The organism is Sulfurimonas sp., assembly GCF_023229025.1.
In the GTDB taxonomy this organism is placed as follows: domain Bacteria; phylum Campylobacterota; class Campylobacteria; order Campylobacterales; family Sulfurimonadaceae; genus Sulfurimonas.
In genome coordinates this window covers 25,370-38,986 of sequence record NZ_JALOAA010000018.1, presented here as the reverse complement: position 1 = coordinate 38,986, position 13,617 = coordinate 25,370, and the positions used below count along the sequence as shown (strand labels likewise).

At 37.1% G+C, this 13,617-nt stretch carries 12 protein-coding genes; 9 read left to right on the top strand and 3 right to left on the bottom strand.

The genetic code is table 11. The features are described 5' to 3' along the window. The coding region (locus tag M0Q20_RS06150; RefSeq protein WP_295059356.1) for a tyrosine-type recombinase/integrase at nucleotides 1–272 on the top strand (272 nt) is incomplete at its 5' end. A gap of 13 nt (nucleotides 273–285) precedes the next feature. On the opposite strand, the gene murJ is transcribed toward M0Q20_RS06150, so the two are convergent. Then, nucleotides 286–1,692: a murein biosynthesis integral membrane protein MurJ gene (gene murJ / locus M0Q20_RS06145; protein WP_295059354.1), complete on the bottom strand. Its 1,407-nt coding sequence runs from the start codon at nucleotides 1,690–1,692 to the stop codon at nucleotides 286–288. Nucleotides 1,693–1,795: 103 nt separating this feature from the next. Here murJ and M0Q20_RS06140 point away from each other — a divergent pair, with 103 nt between their 5' ends. The 8 genes from M0Q20_RS06140 (at nucleotide 1,796) to M0Q20_RS06105 (ending at nucleotide 9,875) form a co-directional block, all read left to right on the top strand. Further along, a complete protein-coding gene (locus M0Q20_RS06140; protein ID WP_295059351.1) occupies nucleotides 1,796–3,700 on the top strand; it encodes a flagellar assembly protein A in 1,905 nt (634 codons plus the stop codon). Next, the gene (gene ruvA, locus M0Q20_RS06135) at nucleotides 3,697–4,263 is read left to right on the top strand and encodes a Holliday junction branch migration protein RuvA (RefSeq protein WP_295059348.1); all 567 of its coding nucleotides are present in this window, start codon (nucleotides 3,697–3,699) and stop codon (nucleotides 4,261–4,263) included. The genes M0Q20_RS06140 and ruvA overlap by 4 nt, the downstream gene beginning before the upstream one ends. A 16-nt stretch (nucleotides 4,264–4,279) precedes the next feature. Further along, a complete protein-coding gene (locus M0Q20_RS06130; protein ID WP_295059345.1) occupies nucleotides 4,280–5,317 on the top strand; it encodes a D-alanine--D-alanine ligase in 1,038 nt (345 codons plus the stop codon). After that, on the top strand, nucleotides 5,317–6,054 hold the full coding sequence (locus tag M0Q20_RS06125) for an alpha/beta hydrolase (protein WP_295059341.1): 738 nt from the start codon (nucleotides 5,317–5,319) through the stop codon (nucleotides 6,052–6,054). Before M0Q20_RS06130 ends, M0Q20_RS06125 begins: the two co-directional genes overlap by 1 nt. Then, nucleotides 6,054–7,499, top strand: coding sequence for a UDP-N-acetylmuramoyl-tripeptide--D-alanyl-D-alanine ligase (gene murF / locus M0Q20_RS06120; RefSeq protein ID WP_295059338.1), 1,446 nt, complete (start codon nucleotides 6,054–6,056; stop codon nucleotides 7,497–7,499). The genes M0Q20_RS06125 and murF overlap by 1 nt, the downstream gene beginning before the upstream one ends. Nucleotides 7,500–7,509: 10 nt before the next feature. Beyond that, on the top strand, nucleotides 7,510–7,995 hold the full coding sequence (locus tag M0Q20_RS06115) for a TRAP transporter small permease subunit (RefSeq protein WP_295059336.1): 486 nt from the start codon (nucleotides 7,510–7,512) through the stop codon (nucleotides 7,993–7,995). Further along, nucleotides 7,992–9,275, top strand: coding sequence for a TRAP transporter large permease subunit (locus tag M0Q20_RS06110; RefSeq protein ID WP_295059333.1), 1,284 nt, complete (start codon nucleotides 7,992–7,994; stop codon nucleotides 9,273–9,275). The genes M0Q20_RS06115 and M0Q20_RS06110 overlap by 4 nt, the downstream gene beginning before the upstream one ends. A 102-nt stretch (nucleotides 9,276–9,377) precedes the next feature. After that, on the top strand, nucleotides 9,378–9,875 hold the full coding sequence (locus tag M0Q20_RS06105) for an HIT domain-containing protein (RefSeq protein ID WP_295059331.1): 498 nt from the start codon (nucleotides 9,378–9,380) through the stop codon (nucleotides 9,873–9,875). Here M0Q20_RS06105 and M0Q20_RS06100 read toward each other — a convergent pair. Further along, on the bottom strand, nucleotides 9,860–11,281 hold the full coding sequence (locus M0Q20_RS06100; protein ID WP_295059329.1) for a 4Fe-4S binding protein: 1,422 nt from the start codon (nucleotides 11,279–11,281) through the stop codon (nucleotides 9,860–9,862). The two genes, M0Q20_RS06105 and M0Q20_RS06100, sit on opposite strands and share 16 nt — an antisense overlap. A gap of 8 nt (nucleotides 11,282–11,289) precedes the next feature. Beyond that, nucleotides 11,290–13,383: a TonB-dependent receptor gene (locus tag M0Q20_RS06095; RefSeq protein ID WP_295059327.1), complete on the bottom strand. Its 2,094-nt coding sequence runs from the start codon at nucleotides 13,381–13,383 to the stop codon at nucleotides 11,290–11,292. Between the last annotated feature and the right edge of the window lie 234 nt (nucleotides 13,384–13,617).

Sequence of the window (13,617 nt, the reverse complement as noted above, 5' to 3'; positions counted from 1 at the left end):
ACCCAAGAACTAAAGAGCAAAGACGCCACCATGTTCATCCACAAACTTTAGGGCGAAACATAAAAATAGCATCTCAAAAAGCAAAGCTAAACAAGCGTGTAACTTCACATATTTTTAGACACTCTTACGCTACGCATCTACTTCAAGCGGGAATTGATTTGCGAAGCATACAAGAACTTTTAGGGCATAAAAGTGTTGAAACAACTATGATATATACTCACGTGGTTTCTGAAATGAATAAGGCTAAAGTTGTCAGCCCTTTAGATTTTTGAGAGAAAACTATTTTTAAAGATAAACAGCTATAAAATCTTTAAAAAGTAGAAGAGCTATAGTGAGCAGTATTGAGCCGGTTATAAGGTAGATGGCATTTTTACTTATGAGAATATCAAAAAAGTTTTTTACTCCAAAGGCTCTGATGGTCATAACAAATCCTGCAAAACCGCCTATAGTTCCTGCAAGTGCCAGACCTGCCGCTCCCATCGGAGCAATAAGTGTAAGCGCAAAGATTATGTAAAACAGAAGCGAGAAGGTTGCTATCTTTGCGGCACGCATCTGCTGTTCATTTGCATATAACCAAAGCAAAAAAAGTTTTTGAAGTCCAAGCGGAAGAAGTCCTATCATGTACATCTGTAAAACAGCCGCGCTTTGGAGTGTGTCGTTTGCGCCAAAAGAGCCGCGTTCAAAAAGAAGCCAGATGATTTCATGTGAGAGTATGTATCCACCTATAGTGCTTGCACTAAGTAAAAATGCCAAAAACCAGAAAGCTTTTTGCATAAAAACTCTGGCTTTTGCCTCATCTTGATTTTTTATATATCTAGCAATACTTGGAAAAAGAGCAATGGAAGTTGCAATAGCAAAAAGTGCAAGAGGGAGCTGAAATATACGGTTTGCATAGTAGAGGTAGCTTATGGAGCCTGTTGCTAAAAATGATGCTAAAAAGGTATCTAAAAAAGCGCTTACTTGAGGAGTTGAGTTTCCCCAAATTGCGGGAAAAAACTGCTTTTTAAACTTCTTGCTCTCATCTTTTATTTTATGTGATTTCTCTTTTAAGCTCTTAAATCCTTTGCATAGCGGTTTTAAAAGCCCAAGTTGTCTTATGGCTATAACATGAGAGAGAAGCTGTAAAATTCCGCCAATAACGACACCAAAACTAAGATAATAAACTATCTCACCGTGACTCTTCTCAGCCGATAGATAAAGAGCTAAAATAAGTGATATATTTAAAAGAGCGGTTGAGAATGCAGAGGTAGCAAAATGGCGTTTATATTGTAGCATGGCACTAAGAAAGGTTACTACGAAAATGAGCGGCAGATACCAGAAGTTTATGGCAACAAATGGGGAAGCCAGCGCTACTGTATCTTCATCAAAACCAACTGCTATGATTTGTGTTGCTATTGATGGCAGGATATTTACCAAAAGCGTGATAAGAAGAATAATTGAGATAAAGATAAGAAATATATTTGCTGAAAATATTGATTTGTTTTTTGAATGGGCATAAGCCGGGATAAAAGCCTGCGTAAAAGCACCTTCGGCAAAAATACGGCGAAAAAGATTTGGAAGCTTAAAAGCTACAAAAAATATATCACTATATATGTTCGCACCAAGAGTTGAGGCGGTCATTAAATCTCTAAAAAATCCTAAAACTCTTGAGAACAAAATTCCAAAACTATTAGTAAATATTGCTTTAAACATGGGCTTCTTTTGCAGATATAGTGTTGCTTTTACAAAAGTTTAACAAATATTTGATTAAAATGGAGAGTTTAATTTTAAAAATTTTAATTTCAGGTATATAAATATGGCCCTATTTAACTCTAGTAGTAAAACAAAACAGCAGCAAAAAACAATCCGTCCAACAGTTGTAAAGACGCAAAACGTTGCTAAAGAGTTGATAGATATAGCAAAAAAAAACGGTGTTAGTACAAGCAATTTAGATTTTGTTATCTTAGATATACAGACATATACAAGAGTAAATAAAGACAAGGCTGAGTCAGAGTGGGAAGAGACAAGCACAGAAGAGCTTCACAAGTTAGATGACGCAACCGCAATTTTAAATCAAAATTTTGAGATAAAACAGGTTTATGAAGTTGAAATATTCTCAAAAGATGAAAATAATATTTTTAAAGACTTCCACGCAGCAGTCGGAGTAAATGCAACAAAGTGTAAAGTATATCTAAGCATAAAAGCAGGCTCAGAGGTCTCAACAAGCCCAAGATTTGAAGAAGAGTTTTTAAACTACATAAATAAGAGCAAAATAAGAGCAGGAATATTAGTCAATATTTTTGATGAGATGGTAAACGAGGTTGTATCTAGAATATCGGCACTTGCAAAAGTTGACGGAGTAATAAAATATGACAAGAATCAAACAATACTAATAGCAGAGGCATACGAACCCACCCCAACAATAGATGACGAACTCATAACCCATTACGACAAAAAGATTGAAGTAGGAAGTAATGAGCGCGTAGATCACTCTAAAAGAGGATTTATACATAGTGTTTTAGATGGTGATATCTTGATGGAGTATGTAAAACCAAAAAAGGGAAAAGCGGGCAGAAACTGTCGTGGAGAGTTTTTAGAGCCGCCTGAGCCTGAAGTACAACATGTACCGGATTTTAAAGTTGATGACACCATAGAGGTAGAAGAGAGTAAAGAAAATATTGTATATCGTGCAAAGGCAAGCGGATACATAAGTCTTGAAGGAAATACCTATCAGATAAAGTCTGAGATGGATGTTGGAGAGATTAGTTTTAAAACAACCGGATCTATTTCAACCGGATTGGAGTCTGATGTCTCGCTGAGTGTAAAAGAGAGTGACTCACAAAAAGATGCCATCGGAAACGGCATGGAGGTTGAAGTAAGCGAGATCGATATAAAAGGCAATGTCGGTCCAAACGCAAAAGTTCGCGCAAAGAGAGCAACAATAGAGGGGCAGACCCATCAGTCGTCCTATATAAAGGCAAATGATTTAATAATAAATGTTCACAAAGGCACAGCAGTCGGCGATAATATTAAAATCACACGATTAGAACATGGAAGTGTAGATGGAAAAAAAGTGGAGATTGTACAAGCTCTTGGCGGCAATATAAGAGGTAAAGATATAGATATAGGCATATGTGCTTCTCATGTTAAAGCTACCGCATCAAGGCTAATTGAGATTAAAAAACTTCAGGGAAGCGAAAATGTCTTTACAATTGATCCGCTAATGCAAAAAGATAAAAAAGAGGGACTAGGCGAAAACAAGGATGAAATAATTCAACTTCAAGCCAGCGTAGAGGATATAAAAAGTGAGATACAGAAGTACGAGAAGCTAGTCAGAGACAATACAGCCTCATTTAATGAAGTAAAAAAAAGGTTGATGCACTATAAGCAAAACGGTATTAAAATGCCGACTGCATTTTTAACTAAATATAGACAATTTCAAAAGGCACAAGAGCATCTAGAGGGGATAAAAAATGAGTATAAGGTCAAAAATGACAAATTACTCCTATTGACGACAAAAACAGCATCTTTTCAAGACAATATTTTTGATGCAAGAATTATAAATAGAGATAGATGGGTTGGACACAATGAGATAATATTTAAGCTTATTGAACCGCCTATAGAACTAAGTTACAAGCCTGAGGAGGGTTCATTGGATAAAGTGTTTGCGGTTATAGAGACGGATAGTGGAATATTTGAAATTCAGGCGGTAAAAGAGTGATAGTAGGCTTAAGAGGAGAGGTTGTATATAAAGAGCCCTCTTTTGTTCATATAGAAGTTAGGGGCGTAGTTTATGAGGTCTTTATATCCCTTCAGAGCTTCTCTGCCATGGGTAACGCTGAGGTTAAGCTATTTACTTCTCAAGTAATCAGGGAAGATGCGCAACTTCTTTATGGATTTCTAGAACTAAGTGAGAAAAAACTCTTTGAGAGACTTATCAAAATAAACGGCGTAGGTCCAAAAGTTGCTATGGCAATATGTTCAACCTTTACTCCGGCGCAGTTTGCAGTCGTAATCAACAACAAAGATATGAACGGAATAAAAAAAGTTCCCGGAATAGGACCTAAGAGTGCAGGTAGAATTTTGGTTGAGCTTGTAGGGTTTGACATTGAGCTTGTCTCATCGCAAAATGAAGAAGTAAACAGCTCCTTTGCTCAGGCAAGTGAAGCCTTGGAGTCTTTAGGATTTAAAAAAGATAAGATTTCAAAAGCACTTAGCCAGTGTAGCGCAGATGATACTGCTTCGCTGGTAAAAGAGGCTTTAAAGCTTTTAAAAACAATTTAATTAAGGAAATATAGATTTGAAATTAACTATTTTATTTGGAGGTGCTAGTTTCGAACACGAGATTAGTGTAGTAAGTGCAATAACTTTAAAAGAGAAGCTCTCAAACTTTAGCTTAAACTTTGTTTTTTGCGACCAAGAGCATAACTTTTATCTCATAGAGGCATCAAAAATGAAAGCCACAACATTTTCTAGGGGCGAATATAAGAAAATGCCAAAACTCTCTATAGCAAGTGGCGCATTTGTTCATAAAACACTATTTAACTCAAGTGAGTATAGCGCTACTGTTTTAAACCTCATTCATGGAGCAGATGGCGAAGATGGTTCAATTGCCGCACTTTTGGACTTTTTTTCTATAAAATATATTGGACCGCGCATTGATGCAAGCGTTTTTTCATATGATAAGCGTTATACCAAATGGCTATGTAGTGCAAGGGGAGTTAAAAGCGTAAAACATGAGGAGCTAAGCCTCAAAGAGCATAGCAATATAAAAATTCCATATCCGGTTATAATAAAACCTTCTCGTCTTGGAAGTTCTATCGGGGTAAGCATTGTTAAAGAGGAGAGCGAGCTTGATTATGCGCTTGATACTGCATTTGAATATGACACCAGCGTAATAGTAGAGCCTTTTTTACATTGCGTAAAAGAGTATAACCTTGCAGGTTTTATGGCAAAAGGAAAGATTCATTTCTCAATTGTGGAGGAGCCTCAAAAAAACGAATTTTTGGACTTTGAGAAAAAGTATATGGATTTCTCTAGAAGTACGCAAGTTTTAAAAGCAGATATAACAAAAGAGCTAGAGTTAAAGCTAAAAATAAATTTTGAAAAAATCTACAAAAATATGTTTGAAGGCGCACTTATAAGATGTGATTTTTTTGTTGTTGATGGAGAGGTCTATCTAAATGAGATAAATCCGATTCCCGGCTCTATGGCGAATTACCTTTTTGAAGATTTTGCTTCATCTCTTGAGATGCTCTCAAACTCGCTTCCTCACGCAAAAAGAGCAAAAACAAACTATGAATATATTCACTCAATATCCAAAGCCAAAGGGAAGTAATGGCTATAAAGTCAATACAGTTTTTGCAACACACTTTAGATATTAGTTATGAGATTATTAATCCGCAGGCAAAAGTAGATTTGATTATCTTGCATGGCTGGGGAAGCAATAAGGAGCTTATGAAGAGAGCTTTTTCACCCTACATGGACTCATTCCGTCACATCTATATAGATTTGCCGGGTTTTGGCAACTCTACATGTAACATAGCTCTTGAGACAAAAGATTATGCAAGAGTAGTTGAGCTTCTTATGATTCATCTAAACGCTTCAAAAGATATTATTTTGGGGCACTCTTTTGGCGGCAAGGTTGCACTTTTGCTTGAGCCTCAGGTCTTAATCCTTCTCTCAAGTGCCGGAATTTACAGAGCAAAATCTCTTAAAGTTAGAGCAAAAATAGCACTATTTAAACTTCTCAAACTCTTTGGAATTAGTAAGTTTAGAGAGCTTTTTGTTGCAGATGATGCAAAAAAACTAAGCGAGCCGATGTATCAGACTTTTAAAAATGTCGTAGATGAGGATTTCTCAAAAGAGTTTGCCTCTTTTAGCGGCAAAGCTCTTCTTTGTTGGGGGAGAGACGACAGTGCAACTCCACTGAGCAGCGGTGTAAAAATTCAAAAGCTAATCAAAGACTCCAAGCTTGTTGTTTATGAAGGCGACCACTACTTCTTCTTAAATCATGCCGAGGATGTATCTAAAAACATACAAGAGTCTTTTTTAAAAACATTGGAGCATAAATAATGCAAAACTATGAAATACTTATGGCATTTGTTACAAACGTTCTTTTTGTAACGGTTTTGGGGTGGTATCTTATAACAAATCTGCAGTGGTATGACTACAGACTCTCTCGTGTGCTTTTAAAACACCATAAGCCTCACTGGCATATCATCTACTTTTTTATACCTCTTATCGCTTACTATACAACCGGAAAATTTTTTATAATATTTTTTCTTTTTGCGGTATTGCCGGCGGTATTTATCTGGCATAAAAATTTAGATAAAAAACTCATACTTACATGGAGGGTCAAGAGATTTTTGATTCTTCTTCTTGCTTTGGTTATTTTTGGGGATATTCTTTGTACTTTAAAGGAGGCTTGTAGCGCTTATGGCGTATTTATGCCTCTGTTTCTTGCTTATGTCGGGAGTATTGCTATAGAGAAGTTTCTATTTCTCTCATTTAAAAAAGAGGCGCAAAAAAAACTCCAAAGTATGGATAAGCTCCAGATAATCTGCATTACGGGAAGCTACGGCAAGACAAGCATGAAAAACTTTGTCCGTGAAATTTTAAGTAAAAAATATAGAGTATATTCAACACCAAGAAGTGTAAATACGCTAGGCGGTATAGTCAAAGATATAAACGAATCTCTGCCAAGTGATACCGAGATTTATATTTGTGAAGCCGGAGCGAGACAAAGTGGAGATATTTATGAGATAACAACCTTCTTAGAGCCTCAAACAGTAGTTGTCGGTAAAGTCGGATTAGCTCATGTTGAGTACTTTAAGACACTCCAAAACATTATAGCAACTAAGCTTGAGATTATGAAATCTCCAAGATTGGAGTGTGCTTTTATACACAACTCTGTTACGGATGAGCCTCATGAGAAGGTTACTTTTTTTGGAGATGAGATTCAAAATATTAACGCAACTCTAGATGGAACAACTTTTGATATGGTTTTTAACGGCAGAACTCTAACTCTTCATACAGAGATACTCGGAGCATTTCAAACTATAAATATTGCAGCAGCGGTTCATATAGCAGAGACTTTTGATATGAGTGATGATGATATAATTAAAGCGGTAGAGAAATTAACACCCGTAGAGCATAGACTCCAGATGATAAAAGCCGGCGGAAAACTAATACTCGATGACGGATATAACGGAAATATAGAGGGAATGTTAGAGGCCATCAGACTCTGCTCGCTGCATGAGGGTAGAAGAATCATTGTAACACCGGGATTGGTTGAGAGTAGTGATGAGTTAAACCTAGAGCTAATAGAAGCGATAAACGCTGTTTTTGAGATAGCTATAGTAACAGGTTCCCTAAATGCAGAGTTGTTTGATAAAAACCTAAATGTCAAAAACAAAATAATTCTACATGATAAGTCTAAAATAGAGGAGCTATTGGCTCATCAGACAAAAGCCGGAGACATCATACTCTTTGCCAATGATGCACCGAATTTTATATAAGTCTAGTTAAATGAAGCTGATAGATAAAACCATAAAATACCTTGGATACTTCACAGCTTTCATACTAGTTCTTTTAGTTCTGCTTGTTGTTTATGATGCGACCGTTCGTTATCTTTTCTCAGGTGGCTCGGTTGCGCTTCAGGAGCTGGAGTGGCATCTCTTTGACATAGTGATTCTCTTTGGTATCGCATATACTCTAAGAGAGAATGCACATGTAAGAGTAGATATATTTTACGCCTCTTTTTCAGATAAAACAAAAGCTCTTGTAAACATCATCTCTTCGCTCTTTTTTATTCTTCCGTTCTCATTTTTAATTATTTATATAGGTATAGATTTCGTAAGCATGAGCTATCTTCAAAATGAAGCATCTTCAAACCCCGGAGGATTGGAGTATCGCTTTTTAGTTAAAGCACTTATGCCGCTTTCATTTATATTTTTGTCACTTGGCGCCATAAAAGAAGCAAAAACAAACTTTGACATCTGGAGAGCATTATGATTTCTCTGTTTATGTTTGTAGTTGTTTTAGCACTTCTGATGGTCGGTATTCCGGTTGCTTTTGTCTTTGGAACTGCGGCTATCGCTTTTGCATTTTTAATCCCCGAAGTTGGTTTTGATGTTTTTTCTGTTTTGCCTTTTAGAATATATGGGATTATGAGCAACACTACTCTTATGGCAGTTCCGCTCTTTATTGTGATGGGATTGATACTTGAGAAATCGCTTATGGCTGAGAAGCTCCTCATTGCCATGAGTTCTATGTTTCGCGGTGTCAGAGGTGGTTTGGCAGTTAGTGTTGTTTTAGTCGGTGCAATGCTTGCAGCCTCTACCGGAGTTGTATCCGCAAGCGTTGTTATGATAAGTGTTATTGCGCTTCCACTGATGTTAAAGGCGGGTTATGATAAAGGTTTGGCTTCTGCGACTATAGCATCAAGTGGGACATTGGGGCAGATTATTCCGCCCTCTATTATTTTGATTATTTTAGGCGATGTTATGAGTGTTAGTGTCGGTGAACTCTTCATGGGCGCAGTTTTACCGGGATTAGTTCTAGTAGCGCTCTACACCATATATATCTTGATTTACTCACACTATAAGCCCGAAGCGGCTCCTGTTGCCAAAGATGTAAAAGAGATAAGTGCAAAAGAGATTATCACAGCTATTGTTCCGCCTCTGCTTTTGATGGTAGCTGTTTTAGGAAGCATATTTGCAGGGATTGCTTCTCCTACCGAGTCAGCCGCTTTTGGTGCTTTGGGAGCACTTGTGCTGTCAGCTTTTAACAAATCGATTAACTTTGAGATGCTCAAATATGCAACCCTTGGCAGTGTGAAATTAAGCGGGATGATTTTTATGATACTTATTGGGGCGACCGCTTTTTCACTTGTCTTTAATGAGCTTGGCGGAAGTGACTTAATTTTAGAGTTTTTTAGCCAAGATATCGGTAATGTTTGGTTTTTTATTGCAATTGCAATGCTTAGTATTTTTATACTAGGGTTTTTTATAGATTTTATAGAGATAAGTTTTATAATTGTTCCAATTTTGGTACCGGTTATGCATGCGTTTGGCATTGATCCTGTTTGGTTTGCTATTTTAATAGCGCTAAATCTTCAAATCTCCTTTTTAACTCCACCCTTTGGGCTCTCGCTCTTTTTCTTAAAAGGAGTAGCAGGAGATAGCATAAAGAGTATGGATATTTACAAGGGAATAATCCCCTTTGTCCTGCTTCAAATTTTAGCGCTTGGTTTGGTAATTCTGTTTCCGAACCTTGTTTTTGCATTTTTATAGATTTAAGCGCAAGAGGAAGTAAATTCCTCTTTGCTGCGCTAGTCGCTTTGGCACTGAAGTTTGACACATTCGTGTCAGAGATTTTAATGAAAGGGTTAAATTATGAAAGATATTTTATATGCACCATGGCGAGATGAGTATGTAACAAGCAAAAAGATAGAGGGTTGTGTATTTTGCCATATAAGCGCTAACGAAAAAGAGGATGAGGAGCTTCAAGTGCTTTACCGTGATGAGCACTGCTTTATAGTAATGAACCGTTATCCTTACACACCGGGGCATTTTATGATAATCCCTCATCTTCATACAGACAAGTTAGAGGATTTACCAAGTGAGATTTGGTTACATATAAGCTCTTTGGCTCAAAAAAGCGTTAGGCTTTTAAAAGATGGCTTTGGCGCGCATGGAGTAAATATCGGGATGAATCTAGGAAGTGCAGGGGGTGCAGGGATAGCTGAGCATATCCACATGCACATAGTTCCAAGATGGAATAGAGATACAAACTTTATGACCTCCATAGCCCAAAATAGAGTTTACTCAACCGATTTTAAGAAGATATATAAAAAAATTAAAAGTCTAATTCCTCGCTACTTATCTGTTTGAATAACATGAGCGTGGGAGTGGTTTTTTACACCGTATGTTTTAAAAGCGTACCCTTTGTAGACATTGAGCCATAGATAAAATATAATCAGGCTTGACGCAAATACAAAAGCTAATATTTTAGCTCCTTTTGATGCGGTAAAAAAATTCACTCTTTTTGCCATTATAAAAAATGCCCATACTATTGCTATATAGTTCATAACGCCAAATATTTTAATCCAAGGATCTTTTCTTGTTGCAAGTGGTTCTATCTCGCCTCCGGAGATAAAAAAGCCCTGCATAAACCCGTTTGCAATATCGCTGTAGTTGTGAACAAAGAAGAACTCATAAGTATGAGAGAGACCGCCTATGATAAATATAGGTGCAAATGCATACCCAAGAGTGTAGAACACCTTGTTAAAATCCTCTTTTAAAAACTTTGAAGCCATGTACATACCGAAGTAGACTAAAGAGAGTGTAATTATAAGTGCAAAAACAAGGGCGCTTATGCCGACATAGTCAAGCCCTACTATACCAATCTTCTCTTCTAAAAAGAGTCCCATCTTAGACCAGATAAACTCATCCGCAATTGCTAAGCGTCCGAGTGCATGATGAAAAGACATTGTAATCGAAATAGCCGCGGTTATAAGTATAAACGCCCAAACCTCCACTTTTTTTATCTGAAACTTTTTAAAGAGCGACTCAGATGGTTTTACAAGTTTAAAGCTGACTGCTTCACATGCGCTGCTACAGTCCATACACAAGGTACAGTCAGACATCTCTCCTCTTTTATCAAACGTAAAAGGTTTTAGATTGTATGAACATGCATCAGCGCACTCAAATGTAGCGCAGCTTTTACATGTGTCGCTGTAAGTACCAAGAGTTGTAAAAGATACTTTTGAAAACCCGCGCATCATCGTGCCTATAGGGCATATATGCTTACAGTAGCTCATATCATCAAATATGTCAAAAAAGACAATAGCGATAAGAGTTAATATTATAAAAAAGATTGCAGCAGCTAGCGGGCTTTTGTAAGCTTGCGGGTAGATATAGTAAACAACCCAAAACCCGATAAGAAGCAAAGATACCCCTATGAAGGGATTTGCTAACTGTTTTGGCATCTTTTTTTTCAGACCATATTTTGTTATATATTTTCCTATAAAACCATGTGGACAGATTCCGCAAAAAACTCTTCCAAAAGTTGAGAGAGTAACAACTACAAAAAGTGGCCAAAAGAGCGACCAGAAAACTGCAGTCGTAAAAATATTCTCCTCCTTTGATGGATAGATAAGTCCGAACACTATTGCGTAGGTAAAGAGTGCTAAAACCAAAATCTGAACTGTCCTTATAAAGATTTTGTTTTTAAAAATAAATCCCAAAATAGGGATACCGTATATATCGTTCTTGTCTCTTTTTTGATAATCAACCATCTTCTCTCCTAAAACTTATAGCTGTATGTAAGCATCCCGCTAATAGGAGCAGCTGCTTTGTATGATTCGTTTCCGTAGACATCTTTTAGGGCTTCCATAGCATAGTATACATTTGTGATGTTTTTTATGTTGAGCTGAATATTGTGCGCTTCATACTCATAACCGAGCATCAAATCTGTTACAAACTTATACCCCTCGTACTTTTGCGTGTTTGCGTTATCCATGTAGTAGCTTCCCCAACTCTTTGTCGTTACTCTGGACTTAAAGCCGTTTGGCAAGTTCATAGTCGCAAACAAGGAGTACTGATTTTTTGGAATATATGGCAGATAGTTGCCGTCTCTTGAGACCAAAGAGCCTGCAACAGACTCGTTAAACGTCACAAATTGAAAGTCACTGTATGCGTAAGAAGCGCCAAGGGCAAACTCTTTGTTTAGAGCATATTGGGCGTTGAACTCCAAACCTCTCTTTTTCGTTTTCCCTGCATTGTCATAGATAGAGTTTCCGTTTGCGTCTCTTATCTGTATAATCTCATCATCGACAATATTTTCATAAATAGCTAAGTCGTAAGAGAGATTTTGAGCTCTTGTTTTGACTCCCACTTCATAGTTTACGCTTGTAGATTTATCCAGAGATGAGTTGTCCGAGAGTTCGCTTGTTGTCGGAGCCTGATTCGCCGTTGCCACAGATATATAGGCATTTGTAGTATCGCTTATCTTATAAAGAGCACCAAGTTTTGCAGAAAACAGCGTATATGACTTGTCAATATTATATAGACCAATTCCCGCTACATAATTTTTTGCACTGTAGCTGTAGTCCGTTATCTCGTTTCCGCTTATGTCGAAGTTTAGTTTGTCTACTCTTGAACTTATGTCAAACGTCAAATCGTTTGTCGGTGAAAATGTCTCCATCATATAAGCACCGTAAAGCGTTGTTGTACTATCTTCAGTCTGCGCCAAATCGCCTTTGTTGTTTGAGAGTGTCTCGCTTATATAAGGTGTAAAGGGCCATGAGGAAGAGGGCAGAGTTACATAGTCGGCATACTTGTATTTTTTAGAATCTTTTGTTACATCCGCTTTTGCCGTTATACCGCCGACAAAAATGGCACTATTTCCAAAAAGAGAGTGGTTGTAGTTTAGCTCCAAGTCGGTACCGTAAACTTTGTTGTCGTCACTCTCATTTATTATCCCGCTAACCGGATGAAAGTGCTCCCAAGCGTTAAAATAGACTCTTGGTTTATATACGATATCTCCCACCTCTTTCTCATACTTTGTATTTATAGAGAATATCTTGGAGTCTCTTGCACTATGCTGCCACTGATAGCTAGTGTCATGCTGAGTACCTGTTTTTTTAAACTCTTCAAACTCCGCAGCGTTCATAGATGCGGGTATATTCATATTTGATTCGGTATAAGAAAATTCACTCTCGATTGTAGAGTCATCTTGAAAGATATGACCATACTTGATAGTTGCTTGCGTAGAGTCAAACTCATTATTGTCTCTCCAGCTGTTCTCAATCTCCCTTTTGCTTATGGTAGCTGAGATAAAATCATTTTCACCGAGTGCTTCTCTTACCTTTAGATTTAAGTTCTTTTGCCCATCATCGCCTATACCGATTTTGACTCTGTTTTTATCTTCATGAAAAACTGACTTTGTAACTAGTTGAATAACTCCTCCCGTAGCGTTTACAGCATTAATAGAGCCGGGGCCTTTTTGTACTTCTACGCTTAATACATCCTGCATGTCTATAAAGTCAAATCTTGTAAAAGAGTCGGGGTCTGTAAGAGGAACGCCATCTTTCATGACCATAATCTCTCTAACACCGTATCTTGCTTTTAATCCTGCTCCTCTTATGATAAGTCTCGGGCTTGGAGAGTTTGTAGATGATTCTGCGTTTACACCGGGGATGTTCTCAATTGCCTCTTGTATGTTTAGTATGTTTTTATCTTCAATTGTTTTTTCATCAACAACGGCAATGGATTGTGATATATCCTTTGTTGCTGTTGATACCTTTGTCGCTGTTACGCTGATTGAGTCTAAGTTTATCTCCTGTGCTTTGATAGAGGAAATTAGTAGTAGAGCCACTAATGAATATTTAATTTTCATAGTCATCCTTAGTTTTAAAAGTTAAATTAATTTTTAAAACTTTAACTAAGGAGTGTTAATTTTGTGTTAAAGATTGTCACTATATTGTCATTTTTTATATTGAAGAGTATTGTAATGTGATATGGTAGAGGTTTACTTTTTTTTGGATTTAAGAATAAAGAAAAATATGAAAATTATAACAAGTAGTAGAAGAGTTCTTATGGTAAGAGTTGTAAAATCGGTAGTGTCCATTTA

Excerpts from the sequence above, each read along its gene's own strand:
- murJ (WP_295059354.1), bottom strand. The coding sequence starts at position 1,692 with ATGTTTAAAGCAATATTTACTAATAGTTTTGGAATTTTGTTCTCAAGA.
- M0Q20_RS06140 (WP_295059351.1), top strand. The coding sequence starts at position 1,796 with ATGGCCCTATTTAACTCTAGTAGTAAAACAAAACAGCAGCAAAAAACA.
- M0Q20_RS06125 (WP_295059341.1), top strand. The coding sequence starts at position 5,317 with ATGGCTATAAAGTCAATACAGTTTTTGCAACACACTTTAGATATTAGT.
- murF (WP_295059338.1), top strand. The coding sequence starts at position 6,054 with ATGCAAAACTATGAAATACTTATGGCATTTGTTACAAACGTTCTTTTT.
- M0Q20_RS06115 (WP_295059336.1), top strand. The coding sequence starts at position 7,510 with ATGAAGCTGATAGATAAAACCATAAAATACCTTGGATACTTCACAGCT.
- M0Q20_RS06110 (WP_295059333.1), top strand. The coding sequence starts at position 7,992 with ATGATTTCTCTGTTTATGTTTGTAGTTGTTTTAGCACTTCTGATGGTC.
- M0Q20_RS06105 (WP_295059331.1), top strand. The coding sequence starts at position 9,378 with ATGAAAGATATTTTATATGCACCATGGCGAGATGAGTATGTAACAAGC.
- M0Q20_RS06100 (WP_295059329.1), bottom strand. The coding sequence starts at position 11,281 with ATGGTTGATTATCAAAAAAGAGACAAGAACGATATATACGGTATCCCT.
- M0Q20_RS06095 (WP_295059327.1), bottom strand. The coding sequence starts at position 13,383 with ATGAAAATTAAATATTCATTAGTGGCTCTACTACTAATTTCCTCTATC.